A 20,932-nucleotide genomic window follows, 5' to 3' on the forward strand; every position below is an offset into this window, starting at 1 on the left:
CAAGCGGCGCGGTCGTCACCTCAAGTCAGGTAGCGGCGTAGTTTCGGTAGGCGAGACAGAAACAAAATATCCACTGCAAGCACCGTCAGCAAAGCAAGCCCAGCCATTGGAAAAGCCATCGAAACAGCGAGCCCAACCAGTACAGCGCCTTGCCACAAGGGTAATTCTTTGGGCATCGGGGGGGCAGCAAGGCGGGGCGTGTTCACCGGGCGTCGTTTCCACCAGAGCACAACCGAACTGACGCATAAAAACAGAACCGACAAGCAAACCACCGTATTTGCCAGGACGCTCCACAAACCCAAGGTACCCATGTGCAAGGCAATGCCAACAGCCATCGCTTTGCCAGCAAGTGAATAGTCCTCATACCGGACGTCTGCCAGAATGTTCCCGGTGTGTTGATCAACATGCACGGTGCGGTCGGACATCGGATCCGTGCTGTCGGTACTCATGGAATCGCGACTCAACGTCCACACGCCCGTCACAGATTGTGGTAGATTGAGTTGGTAACGTGCATCAAAACCGATTTCTCGCGCAAAGGCATCTATTGTATCTATTGTTACGGCAGTCCCGCTGACACCAGCAGTGCCTGAGGTGCTTCCAGAGGCGGGCATTGACGTTTGCTCCAATGCCCAGGGCACTTCGCGACGCTCGTGATTCATGCTGGCGTGGGTTTCATCGGACAAGGGCACATTATCCCATTTCTCGGCGGGAAACTGGCTCCAGGCCTGCACGATCTTGCCGCCCCAAATACCAGCCCAGGCCAGTCCGGAAATCAGGAAGAACACAAGGAACAGCGACATCCAAATGCCGACAACACCGTGCAGTGACTTCCACATTGCACGTCCACGCCCAAAACCTGGGATCAATGCCGCGCGCCAACCTGCCTCACCGGGCCACCACATATAGAGACCTGTGGCGACCAGTACGAGTGTCAGTGAGGCTGCTGTTTCCAACAGTCGATCACCTGTGACGCCAAGCATCAGTTCACTGTGCAAGTTGTCGGCAAAATCATACCATCCGCTGCGTCGGGGAAAGATCTCAATCACCTGAGCGGTGTAGGGATCAACCGCGACCATTGTTGCGTCTTCGCCATCATCCACGCGAAACAATGCAGCGACGTCCTCGGTGCGCGGCGCGACATATTGCATGAGTGTCCCGTCGGGAACTGCGGCAAGGGCCGCCTCGGCCTGCTGGGAAATAGGGGCGACCACTTCTTGGGGACTGACGCCGGTGCGCTCCCCATCACGCCCGTCGATCCATGCAATCCAGAGCATCGATGCCCCGGTGATTGCGAGGATCGCCAGAAAGGGGATGACGAACAGTCCCGCGTAAAAATGCCAGCGCCATGCTGCAAAGTAGAGTTTATTGGCGCCGCCATTGGGCTGCGCAGAAATATCAATTGATGTCATGTGTGGGCTCCAAGCCTTATTGACCGGCGACACAGCCGGGCATTGGTAAAAATTCAAATTGTTTGAATTCAGGCTGCTGGAGGCGCGCGCGAGAGGCGTGCGGAATCAAGCCCTTGGCTTTGAAGCAGAAGCTTGGCGACAAAGGAAAGAATGCGGGTTTTTTCGGACAGATCGAGCGGTCTGCCAAGGGGGTTGTGGGGCATCAGTGCTGCGCTAAGGAGCAAACAGGCTTCGCAGGTTTGACGCGACGTGCCATCTTGGTCCTCTGCGCCACCACAGATGTCGGTGAGAGAGCCTCCTGCGGCCAAATAGGCCGCCATTTCAGGCGTTGGTATCTTGCTGAAACCTATATGGGCAAAGCCAATTGTCGCCATCGCAAAGAGTAGCGAGAGGCTCACCAAAAAGCGCGAAACTGAGGCAAATACGACAGGCATTTTCAACCTTTACGGGATTTCTTGACGCAAAACCAGTTTCTGTGTGTCGCGTCCTGAGAACTATGCTGCGGCGATGGCGAATTTTTGCTTATGCGAAATCCCACGGTGATCGTTTGATGGTTGGTCAAAAGGCGGAAACCCATGTCGTATCTGACCTCCGCCTCTAGTAGTTGGTCAACGTTATTCAGCCGCCCATCCGGAAACAGCTTTGACTTCCAGAAATTCTTCGAGCCCAAAGGTACCGCCTTCGCGCCCATTCCCCGATTGCTTATAGCCCCCAAAAGGCGAGCCTTGTGCAAACCCTTGGCCATTGGTTTCAACCATCCCTGACCGCAAGCGACGCGCCACGGAGCGGCGTTTCTCGTCGTCTTCGGTCTGGATGTAGTTGGTCAGGCCGTAAGGGGTGTCATTGGCAATGGCGATCGCCTCTTCATCACTTTCAAACGGAATGATTGACAGGACCGGCCCAAAGATCTCTTCGCGCGCAATGGTCATTTGGTTTGTCACGTCAGCGAACACCGTTGGCTTGACGAAATATCCGCGGTTCAACCCATCAGGGCGTCCCAGACCGCCAGCAACCAGCCGCGCCTCGCCCATGCCTGTTTCGATCAGCTTCTGGATCTTGTTGAATTGCGCTTCGGACACAACCGGTCCGATGTGTTTTCCTTCTTCAGATGCAGGGCCCACATGCGTGTTGATCGCAACATCAGCCGCCATTTCAACCGCTTCGTCATAGCGCGATTTATGCACCAACATGCGGGTCGGCGCGTTACAGGATTGCCCGGTATTGCGGAAACAACGGACGGCACCGGATTTGGCTGCTTTGGGGTGCGCGTCCTCAAAAATGATGTTCGCCCCTTTGCCGCCCAACTCGAGGCTGACGCGTTTCAACGTATCAGCGGCGGCTTTGGAGATGGCGATGCCAGCGCGGGTCGAGCCGGTAAAGCTGACCATGTCCACTTCAGGATGGGCGGAAAGCTGGCTGCCGACGCCGACGCCGTCCCCGTTGACCATGTTGAACACGCCCGCCGGGAAGCCCGCCTCATGCACGAATTCCGCAAAGAGCAGCCCAGACAAAGGCGCAATTTCCGATGGCTTCAACACCATTGTGCAGCCTGTGGCCAATGCAGGAACAGCCTTCAGGACAATCTGGTTCATTGGCCAGTTCCAAGGTGTGATCAATGCGCAGACGCCGATGGGTTCCAAAAGGGTTTTTTCGGTCGACGTGAAATCACGCTCAAAGCTGAAATGCTCAAAGGCATTCAGGAAGCCTTCCAGGTGCCAACTACCCGCGCCAACCTGCTGTGCGCGGCTCAATGCCATAGGCGCGCCCATTTCCATCGACATCGCCTGCGCCATTTCTTCGGAACGCGCGTTGTAAATTTCGAGCAACCGGCGCAGCAATGCAGTGCGCTCTTCCTTGCTGGTTTGGGACCATCCCTCAAACGCGGCACGCGCAGCGGCAACGGCCGCATCAGTATCGGCTTGGCCGCCAAGTGAGATGACTGCGCATTGCTCTTCGGTGGACGGATCGATCACTGCAAAATCGTTCGGCATTGCGGGGGCAACCCACTGACCGTTGATGTAGAAATCACGTTTTTCCAACATGGTGTCTCTCCTGTTTTGGGGGTGCATTGCTTCGAATGACACCTGTAATTTTCGGCACTCTGTCACTGCGCGGGACCCTCCGCAAGAGAGGGGATGTAAGATGCAACAGAACACATTAAGTAAGCTAAACGAGTTACGCTTAGCATTGCACCGGAGGACACCATGGGCTTGCGCATCAACGACACTGTTCCGAATTTAAAGGTCGAAACGGATCAGGGAACCATAGAACTTCACGATTGGATCGGCGACAGCTGGGCGATTTTGTTTTCCCATCCAAAGGATTTTACGCCCGTCTGCACCACGGAGTTCGGTGCGGTTGCGCAATTAGCTGATGAATGGGCCAAGCGGGGCACAAAGGTGATTGGCGTTTCGGTTGATGGCGTGGAAGATCATAAGAAATGGAAAGGTGACATTGAAACCTTCGGTGGCGCCAAGGCCGGTTTCCCCATCATTGCTGATGACGCGCTGGAGGTTTCCAAAGCTTTCGACATGTTACCCGCTGAAGCCTATTTGCCCGATGGCCGCACGCCCGCGGACAGCGCGACGGTGCGTTCGGTCTTTATCATTGGGCCGGACAAGCAACTGAAATTGTCGATGACCTATCCGATGACGGTGGGGCGTAATTTTGCAGAAGTTCTGCGTGCGCTGGACGGTTTGCAGATGTCCACGGGCAAGGGTGTTGCAACGCCAGCCAACTGGAATGTGGGTGATGATGTGATCATTCCTGCGACGGTTTCTGACGAAGACGCCAAGGCAAAGTTTGGTGATTTCAAAAAGATACTGCCCTATCTGCGCACAACGAAAGCACCTGAATAGGTTTGTTTCATCACCTGTAAGTTGGGTAGTTCAGACGGCCATGTCTGCTTAAAGCGCATGCTTTTCCACGCGTTACGTTCGTGTGGAAAAGCAATTTTTCTTTGTGCTAAGCTTGGCGTGCCGCCTTGCGCTTTGCCACGACGGCAAAGCCGCCAAGACCTAACAGGATGAGCGGCAAGCCTGCGGGCAAAGGCACCGGTGCAGGCAATTGTGCATCGAGCGATGCGATGACACGCCGACCAAATTCTTCCTGCACAAATCCAGCTGGATGAACGCTGTCGCCAAAAAAGAAGTTTTCGGCGTTTTTAGGGTTCAACCCGATGATGTTGCCGTCAGGATCGGTTTCGTACACGCAACTGATGCCAGTGTCCGTGGTGAAAGAAGGTGTGCACGGTTCAAAAATGTTCTTCCCGTTGAGCAAGGAAGTCGCGGCGAAGTCCTCGAGGAACTCGTCCTGTTTGAAGATGCTGACGTGAAGGCTGTCATCCAGATCCGCAATCGCCATCTCAAGTGCTGCGTTGAACGCGAGTGATGCGGCACCCGCAAGTGTGTCGGGAAGAGCAGGATTAAGAGCGGAAGGTGCGAAAGTCAAAAAAGCCAATTGTGCTTCTGCCGCTGCGATTTGCGCAGCAAGTTCGGGCGAGGGCGTTGCACCGGGCGGTATGGATCCCTGCAATGCGGCCAATTGTTGTGTCGCAACCCCGATACCCCAGGGGCCAAAGGCGGGCGTCGAGCTGATATCGGGCAGATTCACAACCAGAAAATCGTCATATGCACTGTTGTTCGTGTTCAATTGGGTAATGCCGCCGACAATGCTGGCCACTGTGTTGTTGGCCAGAGTGTTGATGCCGGTTGTCAAACGTGCGGGGATGTCGCCCACATTTGTTGTGCTGACCGCATCTGCAAAAACGCCGGGCAATTGCTGGAAAATATCATTCGCGCCAAACAGGACGGACACGAGCGGATTGGTACCCGGATCGGGAACTGTGGCCGAAGCGATCTGCACCTGCCCATCAAATGTCGAAAGAGCCTGCAACTGTGCGAGCTGTGCGTCTTGCACGGGCGTACGAGGTGCCGGGAAAAACCCTTCGTAATTCGTGGTGTTGGTGCTGCCCGCAGTTGCGCCGCCAAGTGCATAATTGGCTGTCTGTTTGCCTGCTGCGGTGAAGACATCTGCGAGGTATTCCGTCCACACGCGTCCCGAAGAGAAACGACCGTCAAGGCTGGGGGGCGCCAGTTGTGGCAGCTTGTCGTCCTGGCTCAGGCTGTCGCCAAAGGCAAAATAACTTGTGTATGGGCTTGCCACCGGCCCGGCGGATGCAAATGACGCCATGCTGATGCTTATGGCCACGACTGCGGGTCTGATCATGTGATTATTCCTCCCTCAAAGAATCGGTTAACGATAGGCGCAACACGACACTCTTGCACGGGTTGACGTAAGGGAGCCGTAGTTTGACGTCACGTCGAGGGTGCTAAACACACAAAAAGGGCCCCGATTTTTCAACCGAGGCCCATATTTGGCAGATAGCGCAGCAGATTATTCGCCTGCGGGCGCTTCTTCTTTTTTGACTTCTTCGCCCGTTTCCTGATCGACAACTTTCATCGACAGGCGGACTTTACCACGGTCGTCAAAGCCGAGAAGTTTCACTTTCACTTCCTGACCTTCTTTCAGAACATCTGATGGATGGTTCAGGCGGCGGTTTTCGATCTGCGATACATGCACAAGGCCGTCGCGTTTCCCAAAGAAGTTCACGAAAGCACCAAAGTCGACGATTTTCACGACGGTACCAGTGTAGACCATGCCTTCTTCTGGCTCGGCCACGATGGAGTGGATCATGTCGTAAGCTTTCTTGATCGAATCGCCATTCGGGGATGCAATCTTGATGGTGCCTTCGTCGTTGATGTCGACCTTCGCGCCCGACACTTCCACGATCTCGCGGATGACTTTACCACCCGAACCGATCACTTCGCGGATTTTATCCGTTGGGATCTGCATTGTTTCGATGCGTGGAGCGTGAACGGAGAATTCCTGAGCGCCAGTGATGGCTTTGGCCATCTCGCCCAGAATGTGGATACGGCCTGCTTTGGCCTGATCGAGCGCTTTCTCCATGATCTCTGGCGTGATGCCTGCGATCTTGATGTCCATCTGCAAGGAAGTGATCCCGGCTTCTGTCCCGGCCACTTTGAAATCCATATCCCCGAGGTGGTCTTCGTCACCCAGGATGTCGGACAGGATCGCATAGGAGCCGTCTTCTTCAAGGATCAGACCCATCGCAACACCGGCAACCGGCGCTTTCAAAGGCACACCTGCGTCCATCATGGACAAGGAACCGCCACAGACCGACGCCATCGAGCTTGAGCCGTTGGATTCAGTGATCTCGGAGACCACACGTACCGTGTAGGGGAAGTCGGTTGCCGCTGGCAGAACCGCCTGCAACGCGCGCCATGCCAGTTTACCGTGACCGATTTCACGACGCCCGGGAGGGCCCACGCGACCCGCTTCACCAACCGAATAGGGTGGGAAGTTATAGTGCAGCAGGAAATTCGATTTGAAGTTACCATGCAGCGCGTCGATGAATTGCTCATCATCGCCGGTTCCCAATGTGGTCACAACCAGACCTTGAGTCTCACCGCGTGTGAACAAGGCCGAACCGTGCGTCCGGGGCAAAAGACCCGTTTGCGAAACGATGTCACGGATTTCATCGGTTTGACGACCGTCAATCCGCTTGCCTGTTTTCACAACGTCGCCGCGCAGAATGGAGCCTTCAAGACCCTTCATTGCGGAACCGAGATTTGGATCTTCTTTCTGCTCATCGCTGAGAGCAGCCATAATGGTGTCACGCGCGGCGGAAACGGCCGTGGTGCGTTCCTGTTTGTCCGAAATCGCAAAAGCGGCGCGCATTTCTTTCTCACCAGCCGCTGCGACTGCTTTGGACAGGTCAGAGTAATCAGCAGGCTGGAAATCAAACGGCTCTTTGGCTGCATCTTCGGCCAGATCAATGATCAGGTCGATGACGGGTTGGATCTGCTCATGGGCAAACTTCACCGCGCCGAGCATCTCTGCCTCGGACAGTTCGTAGGCTTCGGATTCGACCATCATGACGGCTTCTTTTGTGCCGGCGACAACCAGATCAAGACGTTGATCCGGGTTCAGGCGCAGATCTTGCATGTCATCCACGGTTGGGTTCAGGATGTATTCACCATCCTCAAAACCAACGCGGGCACCAGCGATCGGGCCACGGAATGGCGCGCCGGAAATGGTCAGCGCAGCAGAGGCCGCGATCATCGCGACCATGTCGGGATCGTTGACTAGGTCGTGGGAAAGAACGGTACACATCACCAAAACTTCGTTTTTGAAGCCGGGGACAAACAACGGACGCAAGGGGCGGTCAATCAGACGTGCTGTCAGCGTTTCTTTTTCAGTCGGGCGCGCTTCGCGCTTGAAGAAACCACCGGGGACCTTGCCCGCCGCGTAGTATTTTTCTTGATAATGCACGGTCAGCGGAAAGAAATCCTGACCGGGTTTTTGTTTCTTGGCAAAGGTGACGTTTGCCATAACGCTGGTTTCGCCCAACGTTGCAATCACCGAACCATCCGCCTGACGGGCCACTTTTCCTGTTTCCAGTGTCAGCGTCTCTTCGCCCCACTGTATGGATTTTTTCGTTTCGTTAAACATCTACGTTTCCTGTGTTGGCCCTTGGGCCATTGCATAGGGGGCGAATTCCCCCTGACCTCGGTATCTTATTTTGGCGGCGCTGAGGTCCGGGCGCCGGCTTTCAGATTGCGCGGTGTTACACGAGAATTGGCGTATTGAAAAGAGAGGCTTTAAAGGCTGTTCATGGTGTCAAATGCGGTCTTGTCGGGCATGATCAGAAAACAAGATGGATTGTTCCTGACCAGGGTATTGTCAGGGTGCATCGACAAGCCGCAAAATCGCGTGCGGTACATAATTGTAGAACCCCGCTAGAGGTTTTTTTCCTGCAAAATGCGCGAAAAAACCCCGACCAGGAACGCGGTTGTCATCCCGAACATGACCAGACCGGTTACTGAAATCATGGCTCCAAAAATGCGAAAAGCCGGCATCAGTACAACATCGCCGTATCCAAGGGCGGTGTACGTCACCAGTGTAAAATAGATGGGTTCTTCATAGCCCGGTAAGGCGCCCAGGAGCCAGAGCATGATGGCCCAGAGGTAGATTTGAATTGTATGGGAGCCCAGCAACACAATGAATAAGGCAGCGACAGCAAAAATCTGGTGTTTTGCCGACCGCTCTGAAGAAAAATGGCTGGACATATGTAACTTCAGGATAATCCGCGAAATGACAAATATATGAATAAAAGCGCAGAGAATCAGAATGAAACTGCCAAGAAATATCTGGAAAAGAACGCTCATTTTGGTGTTGTCCGGCCGGTTGTAGGAATAAACTAACGTTTAGGCTTTGTGCTTGGCCAAGTGCAACCGATTCAAACCTGCGAAAAAGCCGCAAGCGCGACAACGGACATCATGGAAAGCGCCATTGCGATGTTCACAGCACGTTGTGTTCGATGCGGCAAGTTCATGCGTTGCAAGGTAATTCCGAGCGCGAGCCAGGCCAAGTGTATTGGTATCCAAATGGCATTTGCGATCACAAGTTTGATGGTGATTTCCAGCATCAGGTTTTCAGGCATGAAGCCAAAGCCGGAAAAAAGCGCTGTATTCACCGCATAGGCTTTGGGATTGATAAACTGGAGGGTGATACCGCCCAACAGGCCGGGGGGTGCCGCGCGCTCAATAAAGGCGATTTTACTGCCTGCAAAAGCGATGCGAAGCGCCAGATAGCTTAAATAGCCAATCGAGGCGATAAAGAGGACCAATCTCAGGCGCTCATCCGCCAGAAGCGCCGCAGTGAGGCCGCTTACCACTGCGAAGAGCACTATATTGGAGCCGATGAACAGCCCGGTCACATATCTGAGGCCCGCCTGTTTGCCAAACGCAGCACCTACACCAGCCGTGGACAAAACGCCTGGGCCAGGTGTGATGATCAGGAAGAAAACAGCAGCGGCGAAGGTTAGCATTTTGCGATCATATATCGGGCTATCCAGGAGCGTAAAGCCCCGTCAAAAAGGAGAAAAACCGCACTTGGAAAGGCGCGGTTTTTACAATGTCACATGACAAAAAGTCAAATGTTGGGATCGGCATGCCATCGCAGTCGTCGATGGCCTCTCCGGGCGCGTTTGACTTAGCGGCGCAGACCCAAACGTTTGATCAGGTCCTGATAGCGCGCTTCGTCTTTGGCTTTGGTGTAATCCAAAAGCTTACGACGTGTCGCCACCATTTTCAGCAAGCCACGGCGACCATGGTTGTCTTTTTTATGTGTTTTGAAGTGCTCTGTGAGCGTTGCGATGCGCGAGGAAAGGATAGCAACCTGAACTTCGGGCGAACCTGTGTCACCTTCTTTGGTTGCGAAATCTTTCATGACGCGTGCTTTTTCTTCAGCAGTAATCGACATCGGGGTCTCCTTTTCAAAAGAGTTTCAGGAATGGCGCAGGCCGGGATGTCGTCCAGCTCAGGCCCATGGAGGGATCGTCAAGGCACATAAGAATCTCAACGATGATGCGGGCGTATAAGCAGCCCATGCAAAAATAGCAAACACTGAATCGCATCTCCCTAGGCAGGGTGCGATTAAAGAAAGCCTGTTATGTCTCAGCGGTCCACGGCTCAGGCATTTTGGCATAGGGCAAGTATAGCGGGTGGCGCGGATGTCCTTCTTTGGAAAGGCCCAAGTGGTGTAAAGGGATTCTTGCACCGCGCAACAGTGTTTCGACCTGCTTGCCTCGGGTCAGATGGGCGCCGTGCACGCCCCAAGCGACGATCACCTGATCCGCCCAAAGACCGGCCTGCACCAAGAAATCGTCGTTGTTCGGGCCCACCGGCGCCGGAGCACGGCGCATTTGATGCGGGTCGGTATCGCGCCAGGCGAAAATATTGGTCACCTGAAAGGCGCCAAACCCTAAATGTCGTGCACGGGCTTCGCACCGCGCAACGGTTGGATCGTTTTTGATTTCATCCGCTTTGGATGGGTTCAGCATCACGAAATTTACACGCTTGGCCGCTTCGTCCCATATGCGCGTCAGGCTGTAGCGATAGTTTTCACAGTTTGAGTAGGCCGCCTCAGACCAGGTAGTATCGGATTGATGAGTACGGATCAGCATGCCAGCCTCATGCCAGTGCGTCGGAGTATGAACAAGCAATCAGACGGAAAAAAGGCCGCTGGTTGCGCAGCGGCCCTTTGACGTTTTCAGGGGTGTTCTTAGCCGACTGCTAACATCCGTTTACGTGGCAATTCGAAAGTTTCGCCGCGCAATTCCAGAACCGCCGCCGCGACCAATGCGTAAACGATGTGCCCCCAGAGTGCGACCCAGGTGATGCCGGTGAAGCCCAGGAATGGTTTCATGCCAGCGACCAGATGCGCCATGCCGTAAAGTGCGAAGACCCAAAGGGCGATGCCGTAAACTGTGGCGGTGATGCTCCAATGCAGCTTTGGCAGCACTGCACGCTGGATTGGGCGGGCAATGGCATAATACCCGATGACGTAAAATATCAGACCAGTCAGCGTGTGCAGCAAGTGCGCGGCACCGGACGGCGCAGCGCCAAAGACTGACTTCAATGTGGCGCCTGCAAGCCCGACCGGGGCCAGTTTAGCATAGCCAAAGAGGGGGCTGAGTGCTTGTCCGAAAGCATCAAACGCGATGGTGGCAAAGGCGCCGGCGGTCAGTATCGTGAATATTGTACGTTGCATGTCAGTGTCTCCATGTTGGATCAGGTTTGTGCGTCTGACATCGATATGGCAGCCCAATTGCCCGTTGTGCAGGTGCCTCACACAAGGCTTACCGAAATGCGGATTTTCGTAACAATTTCTGTAACAAATCGCTGGTATCGCTGACATCGACGAGAGGATTGCGACAGATTGAAATATTTGGAACCGATCAGTTCTTAATGTTCAGAACCCGGGTCGGATGCAATTCACCTGATTTGTAGCGACCAATGGCGATCACCTGCCCGTCATAGGACGCCCAACACTCATCGCCGTACTCAATACCCTGCGCGATCACCATGCCAGGATTGCCGTTGCGCAGGCGTGTTGCCCCCTCTTGGGTCGCTTTAACTTCTGGCAAAGCGATGAAAGCTTCCTCAACCGGGCGCAGGTGGGTGTCGAGTTCTTCGCTGCGTGCCATCTCCTCGATTTGTGCCAGCATCAGGCCATGATCGGCCTCAAACGGACCGGACCAGATGCGACGCAATTCGCGCACATGGCCATAACAGCCCAACGCGGTACCTAGATCACGCGCGATGGAGCGCACATAGCCACCCTTGCCACAGACCATTTCCAGCGTGACGTGATCAACATCAGGGCGGTCGATCAGCAGCAGGCTGTCGACAAACAGCGGGCGTGCGGCAATATCCATGGTTTCGCCATCTCGAGCGCGTTTGTAAGCGCGTTCCCCGTCGATCTTCACGGCGGAAAACTGCGGCGGGACCTGTTCAATGTCACCGATGAAGGCGCTTAGGGCTTCTTTGATCTCATCATCACCAGGGCGCAAATCGCTGGTCGCAAGGATCTGACCTTCGGCATCGTCCGTATTCGTTGCCTGCCCCAGACGAACGGTGAATTCATATGCTTTCAGGGCGTCCGTCACATAGGGAACTGTTTTGGTCGCCTCGCCCAAGGCCACAGCCAATACACCGGTTGCGTCAGGATCAAGGGTGCCCGCATGGCCAGCTTTTTTGGCATCAAGCGCCCAACGGACTTTGTTAACCACTGCTGTGGAGGTCAGTCCGGCAGGTTTGTCGACAATCATCCAGCCTGAAATCTCTCTGCCGTTGCGTCTGCGTCCCATGATGTCCTCGTGTTTCGGTGCGACGGGTGCCATATCGAGTCCACCTCAGCACCGCCAGTCTTTTTTACGGAAACCGTTTCAGGCGACGGCGCATATCCCGGGCTCAATCAGCCGGCGCAACGACGCCAACGATTGGACCAAGCCGGAAACCGAAATCATTCCGGTTCAGATCAGGTGCGTAAAGACGAGAGATATTGCCATCAAAGTAGAGGGCGTTCGGCGTTTTTAGAACATCGCGGAACAGGAGCCCGAAGTCGTAAAAATTCACAGGCTCATCGGAGATGGCAAAAAATACACGCAGCCCATTATCCGATGTGCCCACACCATTGCGAATATACTTAGATGTCCCATCTTCCAAAAACCGGGGGTGCAACGCGCCATCGATGACGAGCATCGGGCCTGATTGGGTCGCGTCGTTGCATGGCGGAGCCTCGCGTACAAAGTCGGATGTCTCAAAGACGTCGGCGCGGTTCGAGCGGATGCAAAACACGCCGTTGGGCAGCAATCCGAAATTCCCCGGGCCTGCAGTCTCGATGACGCGCATGATTTCTTCGCCATCTTCCAGGTAATGCCCGACGGGCGCGCGGTCCTCATGGTACATACCCGCGTTCATTGCGAAGCTGAGTTGCTTGCCTTCTGCCGCCAGATTGCGATCGATCGTAAAGAACTGTCCGAGCAGAGTGTCGTCATCGTCATACAAGAACAGCTGTAAATCTTCTTGGGACGCATCCACTTCGCACACGGTATAAGGTGTGTCCGTATACTCCAGCGTCACACAATCCACGGCGGACGCACTCTGCGCCATACCCATAAGCAGTGCGGCCAGAGGGATCGCTCGCATCATTCCGAACCCTGTTCCTCAGGCGTATCAGATGCCGTGTCCCGGCGGACTTCATCCCGGCTGAGCATTTCACGGGTTTCATCCATGCGATCAAAGGTTTCATCCAATTGAAAACGCAGATCCGGCGCGAATTTTAGCGCCAGTTTCTTGGACACCATGCGGCGCAACTCGCCCTTGTTACGAGCCAAAAGCGCAATCACCTCGTCGCGCCCCTGACCGCCGAGCGGCAGCACATAGGCGGTTGCAATTCGTAAATCGGGTGACGTGCGCACTTCGCCAACGGTGATGGACAGACGGTTGAGATCCGGATCATGAACATCCCCGCGCGCCAAAACCTCTGAGAGTGCACGGCGAATGAGTTCCCCAACCCGGAGTTGTCGTTGTGACGGGCCAGCGCCCTCGTGAAATTTGTTCTTTCCCATGGATCCCATTTAAGCGGTCATCTGGGCTTTGCCAAGCAACTGCTGTCGCGATAAGCAGGGCGCGACGCAGCGCGGAATGGAGAACGCCATGGACAAGTCGATGGGAATTGTGGTGACCGGTGTTTCCGGTCGCATGGGTCAAATGCTCGTCGAGACCATCGCGGCCTCGGATCGGGCTCACCTCGTGGGTGCTGTTGAACGGGCGGGCCATGCTTGGCTGGGGCAGGATCTGGGTAGCGCCAGTGGCACAGCCCAAACCGGCATTATCGTGTCAGATGATATTACCAGTGCATTGCAAGGCGCGGATGTCGTCATTGACTTCACAGCACCTGCGGCGACCATCGCTTTTGCGCGCGCGGCAGCTCAATCCGATGTTGCGCATGTGATTGGCACAACGGGGATGACCGGTGATGAAATCGGCCAACTGCCGGATCCGGCTGAAGGCGCTTTGATCGTGCGCGCGGGCAACATGAGCCTTGGCGTCAATCTGCTGGTTCAATTGACCAAGAAAGTCGCAGCGGCGCTGGATGAGGATTATGACATCGAAGTCATCGAGGCGCATCATAACCAAAAGGTAGATGCCCCCTCAGGCACCGCTCTGATGCTGGGAGAAGCTGCCGCAGAAGGCCGGGGGGTTGCGCTGGACGATGTATCTGATCGCGGACGGGACGGTATAACAGGTGCCCGCGCTCGCGGGCACATTGGGTTTGCAGCGATACGAGGCGGAGATATTATCGGAGAACACGATGTGTTATTTGCAGCCAATGGCGAACGTATCACCCTGCGCCATGTAGCATCGGATCGATCCGTCTTTGCGCGTGGCGCACTAAAAGCTGCTTTGTGGACAGCGGGAAAAAGGCCGGGGCACTATGATATGCTCGACGTGCTCGGCCTGTCTGAACCAGCGATTAACCAAAATGTGTACTGATAGTGAACCGATAAGGCGGTTTCCGCGTATATAGAAGAAATGTCACTGTGGAGATTTCGGCCAATGCGTCCAGCTTTTGCGATTATCGCGACCATGTCCTTGATAGGTGCTACACCAGCAGCTGCCGAGTTCGCCAAGGTTGATAGCCAGAACGAATTCCTTTCCCTGATCTCCGGTAAAGAACTGAGGCGTCCGTTTGTGAGGCTAGAGGTTTCACCGCAGGGCGATATCTCTGGCATGGGTGCGGCGTGGGCAGTGTCAGGAAACTGGACCTGGCGCGAGGGATATTTTTGTCGGGAGTTGTTTTGGGGCGGGGACGCATTGGGATACAACTGTCAAGAAGTACAGGCACACGAAAATCGCATTCGCTTCACATCAGACCGCGGCGCAGGTGATTCAGCCGAATTTCGCATGAAGTAAGCGGGTGGCTTTGACCTGAATGGTCGGGCGTAATCTTTCGATGAATCTCCAGAACGACCGAATAGTAGTCGCGAGACTGCTAGAAATCGATGGCAAGGCCCTTTTTTTCCCAATCACCGTAGCGCACAGGTTCCGGTCCGTCTCGGCCTCCCAGTTCAGTTGGAAGATCAAGAGCCTTGGCTTTGGCGCGTCGTTCTTCTGCTTCTGCCAAAGCGCGTTGAGCGGCAGGGGGTAAGCCCTTCGCGTCGTGTGATTTGTCGGAGTCGTCAGTCATAGGTCGTTTCCCGGCTGTATCTGCCCTTGATATACGCCACTCTTTGGCGCAGACAACCCGCCAGCAACAATGGAGCTTGTCAGATGCCCGATACCGGCGTGCCAGCGCGTAGAAGTGCGGTTTACCTGCTTGATGAGATACTGGACGAGGGGCGGTTAATGTCTGAGTTGCTCGGGGCCGGAGTTCTCGACAAACTGCCGGTAGATGATCGCGCACGTGCCGCGCGTCTGGCGCAGGACACCTTGCGCGGATTAGAACGCGCTGATCGCATTTTGCAGAAACATCTGAAAAAATATCCGCCGACCACCGTACGGAATGCTCTGCGGGTCGGAACAATTGAACTGTGCCAGGGGGCCGCGGCTCATGGTGTGGTGAATGCGATGGTCGAACTGATATCGCGCCACAATCGGTATGCACACCTCAAAGGCCTCACAAATGCCGTGTTGCGCAAGGTCACAGCCGACGGGCCAGAAACATGGAATACCCTGCGCGTGCCACGATTGCCAAAGTGGCTGCGGGTGCCGCTAGTGCAAGCATGGGGGCCTGAGGCGATGGTTGCCATGGAAGCTGCACATTTCGCAGGCGCACCGCTTGATCTAACGGCCAAAACGGACGCGGATGCGGTGGCCAAGGCGACGGGTGGAACGCTGCTGCCATCGGGATCGATACGCATTGTTGACGCAGGGCAGGTCTCGGCAATGCCCGGTTTCGCAACGGGCGATTGGTGGGTGCAAGACGCCGCGGCTGCCTTGCCGGTTCAAGTGCTCGCACCGCGACTGGGCGAAAAGATCCTTGATCTCTGTGCCGCGCCGGGTGGCAAAACCATGCAGCTTGCGGCAGCGGGGGCGGAGGTCACGGCCGTGGACGACTCAGCGGGCAGAATGGCGCGGGTCAAAGAAAACCTGGCCAGAACCGGTCTCAGAGCGCGGCTGATCGTAGAAGACGCGTTGGAAACGACTGGTGAATATGACGCGATTCTACTGGACGCGCCATGTTCGGCGACGGGCACGATACGTCGCCATCCTGATTTGCCGTACGCTAAGGATGGGTCAGAGTTTGGCGCATTGATCGAACTGCAGGAGCAGTTGATTGATCACGCCTGGTCGCTGTTGAAACCGGGCGGGCGCATGGTCTTTTGCACCTGTTCATTGTTGCCCGATGAGGGTGAGGTCCAGGTGGACGAGGCGCTTTTGCGGCACTCCGACATGCAGGTGGATGAGGCCGCACTCGATTTGCCCGGCCTCAATGCAAATTGGCGTACCGTTGAGGGGGGCCTTCGCTTGCGGCCCGATTTTTGGTCGGAGCGCGGTGGTATGGACGGATTTTACATGGCTTGCCTGCGCAAGGCCGCATAAGTTTCATTGAGACAAATAGCGCATGCAGGCGTCGCCAATTAATCCGGTGACTCATCTGCTCGGTCGCGCTAACATGGCACAAAGCGCCGTCAGAGCGTCCTCAGGCAGAGTTTCCTATGTCCCAATCCAAGAATTTTGCGACCCGCAAGGTGCAGTTTCTCAATCGTTGGCATGCCATGCGCGCGGGCCGGATGCGCGCGCAGGCAGTCGGGTTTGTGTCCTCGCCAGAACCACGAACGATCGGTAGTTTTGCCAAGGGACGACAGCTATTAGCCGGTAACTTTATCTTCGCGGGCCATCTTTTGGAGCACAAAGACACGGACCTATGGGACTTGCCTGCCCCTAACGCAGATTATGAACAGGAAATTCAAGGGTTTGCGTGGCTTGACGATTTGGCGGCTGTCGGGGACGTGCCAGCAAGAAATGCCGCACAACGCTGGTTGTGGAGCTGGATAGATCAATATGGACGCGGGCGCGGTCCGGGATGGACGCCGGATTTGACCGGGCGGCGTCTGATCCGCTGGATCAACCACGCGCTCTTTGTGCTGCGCGGCAATGAAGCACCAGACAGCGATGCTTTTTATCGCAGCCTGCTGCAACAAACCCGGTTTTTAGCCAAACGCTGGCATGGGGCGGCCAGTGGTTTGCCCCGTTTTGAGGCGCTGACGGGCTTGATATATGCGGGTCTGTCTTTGGAGGGGATGGAGAGCGTCGCTATGCCAGCCGTTAAGGCGCTGGCTCGGGAATGTCGCACGCAGATCGACGATCAGGGGGGGCTACCGACGCGAAACCCCGAGGAGTTGTTGGAGGTCTTCACGTTGCTCACATGGGCGGCGGCGGCGCTGTCAGATGCGGGCCATGCCATTCCTGAGGAGCATCTGGAAGCCATCGAAAGGATCGCGCCGACCTTGCGCACGCTGCGCCATGCGGATGGATCGCTTGCACGGTTTCATGGCGGCGGGCGCGGGGCCGAAGGTTGGCTGGATCACGCTTTGGCGCAGGCGCAAGTCAAGACCCGACAACCCGATGGCTTGTCCATGGGGTTTGCCCGTCTGTCAGCGGGGCGCACCAGCGTCGTCGTTGACGCCAGCAAACCTCCAAAGGGACGCGCGTCTTATAATGCACATGCTTCTACCTTGGCGATGGAATTGACGTCCGGGCGCAGACCCTTGATCGTCAATTGCGGATCTGGGCGGTCATTCGGGCCGGAATGGCGGCGTGCCGGGCGCGCAACCCCGTCCCATTCGACCTTGTCATTGGATGGTTATTCCAGCGCACGGCTCGGAGAAGCCAATCGCGAAACCGGGCGTGAGCAACTGATTGAGGGTCCCACGAAAGTACCAATTGAAATTGGTCACGTCAGTGATGGATTGCGTTTTCAGGGCGGACACGATGGATTTGTAGCCACGCATGGTTTAACCCATGCGCGGACCCTGGAGATGACGTTTGACGGGCGTGCGATCGCGGGCGAAGACATGTTGCTGGCGCTGGATGACTCCGAAAAGCGGCGCTTTGATCTGGCGCTTGATGCGACGCAGTTGCAGGGCGTGTCCTATGACATCCGATTTCACCTGCATCCGGAAGTGGACGCGACGCTGGATCTGGGCGGGGCTGCCATTTCCATGGCGCTCAAGAGTGGCGAGATTTGGGTGTTTCGCCATGATGGTGGCCAGAATCTGACGCTGCAACCGTCAGTTTACCTTGAAACCGGAAGATTAAAGCCGCGCGGTGCAAATCAGATTGTCCTTTCGGGCAAGGCTATGTCATACGCCACGCGTATCCGCTGGTCCTTGTCCAAGGCGCAGGAAACTGCGATTGGCGTGCGGGACCTGAGTCAGGATGCGCTTGATCTGACTGAATAGCCTCAAAGGACCCTTATCCATGACCGACCTCGCCCCGCTGCGCCGCGCACTTCTTTCCGTGTCCGACAAGACAGGGCTGGTAGAACTGGGACAGGCACTCGCTATGCGTGGCATTGAATTGCTCTCAACAGGGGGAACGGCCAAAGCCTTGCGCGCCGCCGGGCTTGAGGTGCGCGATGTGGCCGATGCCACGGGGTTTCCGGAAATGATGGATGGCCGGGTAAAGACGCTGCACCCGGTTGTGCATGGCGGTCTTTTGGCCTTGCGAGACAATGATGAACACGTGGCGTCCATGCAGGCGCATGACATTGGTGCGATCGATCTGGTGGTAGTGAACCTTTATCCGTTTGAGGAAACAGTCGCCAAAGGCGCGCCATATGCGGAAGTCATTGAGAACATAGACATTGGCGGCCCTGCCATGATCCGGTCTGCTGCCAAGAACTATGGTTTTGTGACAGTAGTGGTGGATGTTGAAGATTATGCGACGGTGCTGGACGCACTGGCGGCAAACGACGGTCAGACGACATATGCTTTGCGTCAGCGACTGGCTCAGACGGCCTATGCCCGGACCGCAGCATACGACACTGCCGTCAGCACATGGATGGCGGCGCAAGTCGGTGAAACCCCGCGCCGTCGCACCTTTGGCGGCACGTTGGCTCAGACGTTGCGTTACGGTGAAAATCCACATCAATCTGCAGCTTTTTATACCGACGGATCAGCCCGCCCCGGCGTTGCTACGGCAACGCAGCATCAAGGCAAAGAGCTGAGCTACAATAACATCAATGACACTGATGCGGCATTTGAATTGGTAAGTGAGTTTGACCCCGCAGACGGTCCCGCCTGCGCCATCATCAAACACGCAAATCCTTGCGGAGTTGCGCGCGGAGCGACGTTGGCAGAGGCTTACAGTCGAGCTTTTGACTGTGATCGTACGTCGGCTTTTGGCGGCATCATTGCATTGAACCATCCGTTGGACGAAGCAACAGCACGTGAGATTGCTGGAATTTTTACTGAAGTTGTCATTGCGCCCGGCGCAGGTGATGCGGCCTTGAGTATTTTTGGCCAAAAGAAAAACCTGCGTCTTCTCACGACAACGGGCCTCGCAAATGCGCTGTCAGGCGGCGTCGCCCTGCGTCAAGTTTCTGGCGGGTATCTTGTGCAAGACAAAGACGTGGGGCGTGTGTCATTGGACGATCTGAAGGTCGTCACCAAACGTCAGCCTTCTGAACAGGAAATGGCGGATCTGTTGTTCGCGTGGACGGTGGCTAAACATGTGAAATCCAACGCGATCATCTATGTCAAGGACGGTGCGACGGTTGGGGTTGGTGCGGGCCAGATGAGCCGCGTGGACAGTACGCGTATAGCGGCACGAAAGGCGCAAGATATGGCTGAGGCGCTGGGTTTGCCCGCGCCTTTGACCCAAGGGTCGGTTGTTGCGTCAGACGCTTTTTTCCCTTTTGCGGACGGATTGGTCACGGCAGCGGAGGCTGGTGCCACAGCTCTTATTCAACCCGGTGGATCCATGCGCGATGAGGAGTTGATTGCCGCCGCAGATGATGCCGGATTGGCGATGGTTTTCACCGGCATGCGTCATTTCCGACACTGAGAAAGGACGCAAAATGCGCGCGCTCAGCCTCGCCGCTCTGGTGGCATTCATCATAGACCAGATCAGCAAGTATCTGGTGATCCATGTGATGGAATTGTGGCGCGTTCGTTCCATTGATGTGCTGCCGCCTGTGCTGAATTTCAGATACGGCGAAAACCGGGGGATCAATTTTGGGCTTTTCAGCGACGGGTCGGACGCAAGCCGTTGGATTCTGATCGCTCTTGCCGTGGTGATATGTGTCGCGATTGTGATCTGGGCCCGGCGTCAAGCGCTTGGGCTTTGGGCACAGATCGGGGCCGGAGTTTTGATCGGTGGTGCGCTGGCCAATGTGCTGGATCGATTGATTTATGGCTATGTGCTTGATTTTCTGAACATGTCTTGCTGCTATATCAACAACCCCTTTGTCTTCAATCTGGCGGATGTTTTCATATTTGCGGGTGCTATTGCCCTTGTGTTTCTGGCACCTGACCCCAAAAAACAGCCCAAAAAAGGCCAGTGACATTGCCCGCATGCATGGCGTATTAACACAGTGGACGCGAGGAGATCTGATATGAGCCGCATTTTGGCCCTCATTTTGATAACGGCAAGCCTGAGTGCCTGTGCCAATCAGGGACTGCGTGATCTGCGTTCAAATTCACGTGGACCAGATGAGTTCATTGTTGAGCCAAAAGCGGAATTACAGACACCAAGCGATCTGAGCGCATTGCCAACGCCAACGCCCGGTCAGGGTAACCTGACGGACATAAACCCGGTAAATGAGGCTGCAGTGGCATTAGGCGGTCGACCATCCAGCGGTACCGCCATTCCGGCCTCTGACGGCGCGTTAGTGACAGCAGCCAGTCGATTTGGTGTCACACCCAGCATACGCCAGAACCTTGCACAGGAAGACGCGGAGTTCCGCCGAGGGAAATCGCGATTTACGCAATACCGCATTTTCCGCGAAGACCTTTATGATCAGGCTTATCGGTCTGAAAGGCTGAATGCGGAAGCAACGGCGGAAAACTGGCGGCGCGCCGGAGCTAAGACACCGAGTTACCCGCCGCTGAATTAGCAGTTTATCAATATGCTGACCTCACATTT

22 protein-coding genes are annotated in these 20,932 nt (G+C 55.6%); 8 read left to right on the forward strand and 14 right to left on the reverse strand.

All coding sequences use genetic code 11. From position 1 onward, the window contains the following. Positions 1-20: 20 nt before the first annotated feature. From R8G34_14440 to R8G34_14450, 3 genes are all read right to left on the reverse strand, one after another. Positions 21-1,409, reverse strand: a complete 1,389-nt coding sequence (locus tag R8G34_14440; GenBank protein MDW3224061.1) for a PepSY domain-containing protein — start codon at positions 1,407-1,409, stop codon at positions 21-23. Positions 1,410-1,477: 68 nt separating this feature from the next. After that, the gene (locus R8G34_14445; protein MDW3224062.1) at positions 1,478-1,843 is read right to left on the reverse strand and encodes a hypothetical protein; all 366 of its coding nucleotides are present in this window, start codon (positions 1,841-1,843) and stop codon (positions 1,478-1,480) included. Positions 1,844-2,023: 180 nt separating this feature from the next. Beyond that, positions 2,024-3,451: an aldehyde dehydrogenase family protein gene (locus R8G34_14450; GenBank protein ID MDW3224063.1), complete on the reverse strand. Its 1,428-nt coding sequence runs from the start codon at positions 3,449-3,451 to the stop codon at positions 2,024-2,026. Positions 3,452-3,613: 162 nt separating this feature from the next. Between R8G34_14450 and R8G34_14455 the strand changes: the two genes are divergently transcribed. Continuing rightward, positions 3,614-4,267: a peroxiredoxin gene (locus tag R8G34_14455; protein ID MDW3224064.1), complete on the forward strand. Its 654-nt coding sequence runs from the start codon at positions 3,614-3,616 to the stop codon at positions 4,265-4,267. Positions 4,268-4,373: 106 nt separating this feature from the next. On the opposite strand, the gene R8G34_14460 is transcribed toward R8G34_14455, so the two are convergent. The 10 genes from R8G34_14460 to rbfA form a co-directional block, all read right to left on the reverse strand. Further along, complete coding sequence (locus R8G34_14460; protein MDW3224065.1) at positions 4,374-5,636, reverse strand: SGNH/GDSL hydrolase family protein; 1,263 nt, start codon at positions 5,634-5,636, stop codon at positions 4,374-4,376. Between the two features lie 168 nt (positions 5,637-5,804). Beyond that, positions 5,805-7,943, reverse strand: coding sequence for a polyribonucleotide nucleotidyltransferase (gene pnp / locus R8G34_14465; protein MDW3224066.1), 2,139 nt, complete (start codon positions 7,941-7,943; stop codon positions 5,805-5,807). A 287-nt stretch (positions 7,944-8,230) separates the two neighbouring features. After that, on the reverse strand, positions 8,231-8,659 hold the full coding sequence (locus R8G34_14470) for an ion channel (protein ID MDW3224067.1): 429 nt from the start codon (positions 8,657-8,659) through the stop codon (positions 8,231-8,233). A gap of 71 nt (positions 8,660-8,730) precedes the next feature. After that, positions 8,731-9,321 (reverse strand): LysE family transporter, encoded by a 591-nt coding sequence (locus tag R8G34_14475; GenBank protein ID MDW3224068.1) that lies wholly within the window; start codon positions 9,319-9,321, stop codon positions 8,731-8,733. 164 nt (positions 9,322-9,485) lie between these two features. Beyond that, the gene (gene rpsO, locus R8G34_14480; GenBank protein MDW3224069.1) at positions 9,486-9,755 is read right to left on the reverse strand and encodes a 30S ribosomal protein S15; all 270 of its coding nucleotides are present in this window, start codon (positions 9,753-9,755) and stop codon (positions 9,486-9,488) included. Positions 9,756-9,942: 187 nt separating this feature from the next. Beyond that, positions 9,943-10,458 carry a DUF1643 domain-containing protein gene (locus tag R8G34_14485; GenBank protein ID MDW3224070.1) on the reverse strand — a complete coding sequence of 172 codons (516 nt, stop codon included), beginning with the start codon at positions 10,456-10,458 and terminating at the stop codon, positions 9,943-9,945. 98 nt (positions 10,459-10,556) lie between these two features. Then, positions 10,557-11,045 (reverse strand): hypothetical protein, encoded by a 489-nt coding sequence (locus R8G34_14490; GenBank protein ID MDW3224071.1) that lies wholly within the window; start codon positions 11,043-11,045, stop codon positions 10,557-10,559. 187 nt (positions 11,046-11,232) lie between these two features. Next, positions 11,233-12,144 (reverse strand): tRNA pseudouridine(55) synthase TruB, encoded by a 912-nt coding sequence (truB, locus tag R8G34_14495; GenBank protein MDW3224072.1) that lies wholly within the window; start codon positions 12,142-12,144, stop codon positions 11,233-11,235. Between the two features lie 103 nt (positions 12,145-12,247). Then, a complete protein-coding gene (locus tag R8G34_14500) occupies positions 12,248-12,988 on the reverse strand; it encodes a phosphodiester glycosidase family protein (GenBank protein MDW3224073.1) in 741 nt (246 codons plus the stop codon). Next, complete coding sequence (gene rbfA, locus R8G34_14505; protein ID MDW3224074.1) at positions 12,985-13,407, reverse strand: 30S ribosome-binding factor RbfA; 423 nt, start codon at positions 13,405-13,407, stop codon at positions 12,985-12,987. Before rbfA ends, R8G34_14500 begins: the two co-directional genes overlap by 4 nt. Positions 13,408-13,495: 88 nt before the next feature. Between rbfA and dapB the strand changes: the two genes are divergently transcribed. Continuing rightward, the gene (dapB, locus tag R8G34_14510) at positions 13,496-14,335 is read left to right on the forward strand and encodes a 4-hydroxy-tetrahydrodipicolinate reductase (protein ID MDW3224075.1); all 840 of its coding nucleotides are present in this window, start codon (positions 13,496-13,498) and stop codon (positions 14,333-14,335) included. 93 nt (positions 14,336-14,428) lie between these two features. Next, positions 14,429-14,755: a dihydrodipicolinate reductase gene (locus R8G34_14515; GenBank protein MDW3224076.1), complete on the forward strand. Its 327-nt coding sequence runs from the start codon at positions 14,429-14,431 to the stop codon at positions 14,753-14,755. 79 nt (positions 14,756-14,834) lie between these two features. On the opposite strand, the gene R8G34_14520 is transcribed toward R8G34_14515, so the two are convergent. Further along, positions 14,835-15,029, reverse strand: a complete 195-nt coding sequence (locus R8G34_14520) for a DUF1674 domain-containing protein (protein MDW3224077.1) — start codon at positions 15,027-15,029, stop codon at positions 14,835-14,837. An 83-nt stretch (positions 15,030-15,112) separates the two neighbouring features. On the opposite strand from R8G34_14520, the gene R8G34_14525 reads away from it, so the two are divergent. From R8G34_14525 to R8G34_14545, 5 genes are all read left to right on the forward strand, one after another. Further along, the gene (locus tag R8G34_14525; protein MDW3224078.1) at positions 15,113-16,384 is read left to right on the forward strand and encodes a transcription antitermination factor NusB; all 1,272 of its coding nucleotides are present in this window, start codon (positions 15,113-15,115) and stop codon (positions 16,382-16,384) included. 116 nt (positions 16,385-16,500) lie between these two features. Next, positions 16,501-18,246 (forward strand): heparinase II/III family protein, encoded by a 1,746-nt coding sequence (locus tag R8G34_14530; protein ID MDW3224079.1) that lies wholly within the window; start codon positions 16,501-16,503, stop codon positions 18,244-18,246. A gap of 19 nt (positions 18,247-18,265) precedes the next feature. Then, positions 18,266-19,852 (forward strand): bifunctional phosphoribosylaminoimidazolecarboxamide formyltransferase/IMP cyclohydrolase, encoded by a 1,587-nt coding sequence (gene purH / locus R8G34_14535; GenBank protein ID MDW3224080.1) that lies wholly within the window; start codon positions 18,266-18,268, stop codon positions 19,850-19,852. A 13-nt stretch (positions 19,853-19,865) separates the two neighbouring features. Further along, positions 19,866-20,351 (forward strand): signal peptidase II, encoded by a 486-nt coding sequence (gene lspA, locus R8G34_14540; GenBank protein ID MDW3224081.1) that lies wholly within the window; start codon positions 19,866-19,868, stop codon positions 20,349-20,351. Between the two features lie 51 nt (positions 20,352-20,402). Further along, positions 20,403-20,903, forward strand: coding sequence for a DUF3035 domain-containing protein (locus tag R8G34_14545; GenBank protein MDW3224082.1), 501 nt, complete (start codon positions 20,403-20,405; stop codon positions 20,901-20,903). Positions 20,904-20,932 lie beyond the last annotated feature (29 nt).

It is taken from the genome of Paracoccaceae bacterium, from assembly GCA_033344815.1.
Classification (GTDB): Bacteria; Pseudomonadota; Alphaproteobacteria; order Rhodobacterales; family Rhodobacteraceae; genus Roseobacter.

Bases quoted from the DNA above. Each gene is read 5' to 3' on its own strand.
- R8G34_14440 (MDW3224061.1), bottom strand. From the start codon at position 1,409: ATGACATCAATTGATATTTCTGCGCAGCCCAATGGCGGCGCCAATAAA.
- R8G34_14445 (MDW3224062.1), bottom strand. From the start codon at position 1,843: ATGCCTGTCGTATTTGCCTCAGTTTCGCGCTTTTTGGTGAGCCTCTCG.
- R8G34_14450 (MDW3224063.1), bottom strand. From the start codon at position 3,451: ATGTTGGAAAAACGTGATTTCTACATCAACGGTCAGTGGGTTGCCCCC.
- R8G34_14455 (MDW3224064.1), top strand. From the start codon at position 3,614: ATGGGCTTGCGCATCAACGACACTGTTCCGAATTTAAAGGTCGAAACG.
- R8G34_14460 (MDW3224065.1), bottom strand. From the start codon at position 5,636: ATGATCAGACCCGCAGTCGTGGCCATAAGCATCAGCATGGCGTCATTT.
- pnp (MDW3224066.1), bottom strand. From the start codon at position 7,943: ATGTTTAACGAAACGAAAAAATCCATACAGTGGGGCGAAGAGACGCTG.
- R8G34_14470 (MDW3224067.1), bottom strand. From the start codon at position 8,659: ATGAGCGTTCTTTTCCAGATATTTCTTGGCAGTTTCATTCTGATTCTC.
- R8G34_14475 (MDW3224068.1), bottom strand. From the start codon at position 9,321: ATGCTAACCTTCGCCGCTGCTGTTTTCTTCCTGATCATCACACCTGGC.
- rpsO (MDW3224069.1), bottom strand. From the start codon at position 9,755: ATGTCGATTACTGCTGAAGAAAAAGCACGCGTCATGAAAGATTTCGCA.
- R8G34_14485 (MDW3224070.1), bottom strand. From the start codon at position 10,458: ATGCTGATCCGTACTCATCAATCCGATACTACCTGGTCTGAGGCGGCC.
- R8G34_14490 (MDW3224071.1), bottom strand. From the start codon at position 11,045: ATGCAACGTACAATATTCACGATACTGACCGCCGGCGCCTTTGCCACC.
- truB (MDW3224072.1), bottom strand. From the start codon at position 12,144: ATGGGACGCAGACGCAACGGCAGAGAGATTTCAGGCTGGATGATTGTC.
- R8G34_14500 (MDW3224073.1), bottom strand. From the start codon at position 12,988: ATGATGCGAGCGATCCCTCTGGCCGCACTGCTTATGGGTATGGCGCAG.
- rbfA (MDW3224074.1), bottom strand. From the start codon at position 13,407: ATGGGAAAGAACAAATTTCACGAGGGCGCTGGCCCGTCACAACGACAA.
- dapB (MDW3224075.1), top strand. From the start codon at position 13,496: ATGGACAAGTCGATGGGAATTGTGGTGACCGGTGTTTCCGGTCGCATG.
- R8G34_14515 (MDW3224076.1), top strand. From the start codon at position 14,429: ATGTCCTTGATAGGTGCTACACCAGCAGCTGCCGAGTTCGCCAAGGTT.
- R8G34_14520 (MDW3224077.1), bottom strand. From the start codon at position 15,029: ATGACTGACGACTCCGACAAATCACACGACGCGAAGGGCTTACCCCCT.
- R8G34_14525 (MDW3224078.1), top strand. From the start codon at position 15,113: ATGCCCGATACCGGCGTGCCAGCGCGTAGAAGTGCGGTTTACCTGCTT.
- R8G34_14530 (MDW3224079.1), top strand. From the start codon at position 16,501: ATGTCCCAATCCAAGAATTTTGCGACCCGCAAGGTGCAGTTTCTCAAT.
- purH (MDW3224080.1), top strand. From the start codon at position 18,266: ATGACCGACCTCGCCCCGCTGCGCCGCGCACTTCTTTCCGTGTCCGAC.
- lspA (MDW3224081.1), top strand. From the start codon at position 19,866: ATGCGCGCGCTCAGCCTCGCCGCTCTGGTGGCATTCATCATAGACCAG.
- R8G34_14545 (MDW3224082.1), top strand. From the start codon at position 20,403: ATGAGCCGCATTTTGGCCCTCATTTTGATAACGGCAAGCCTGAGTGCC.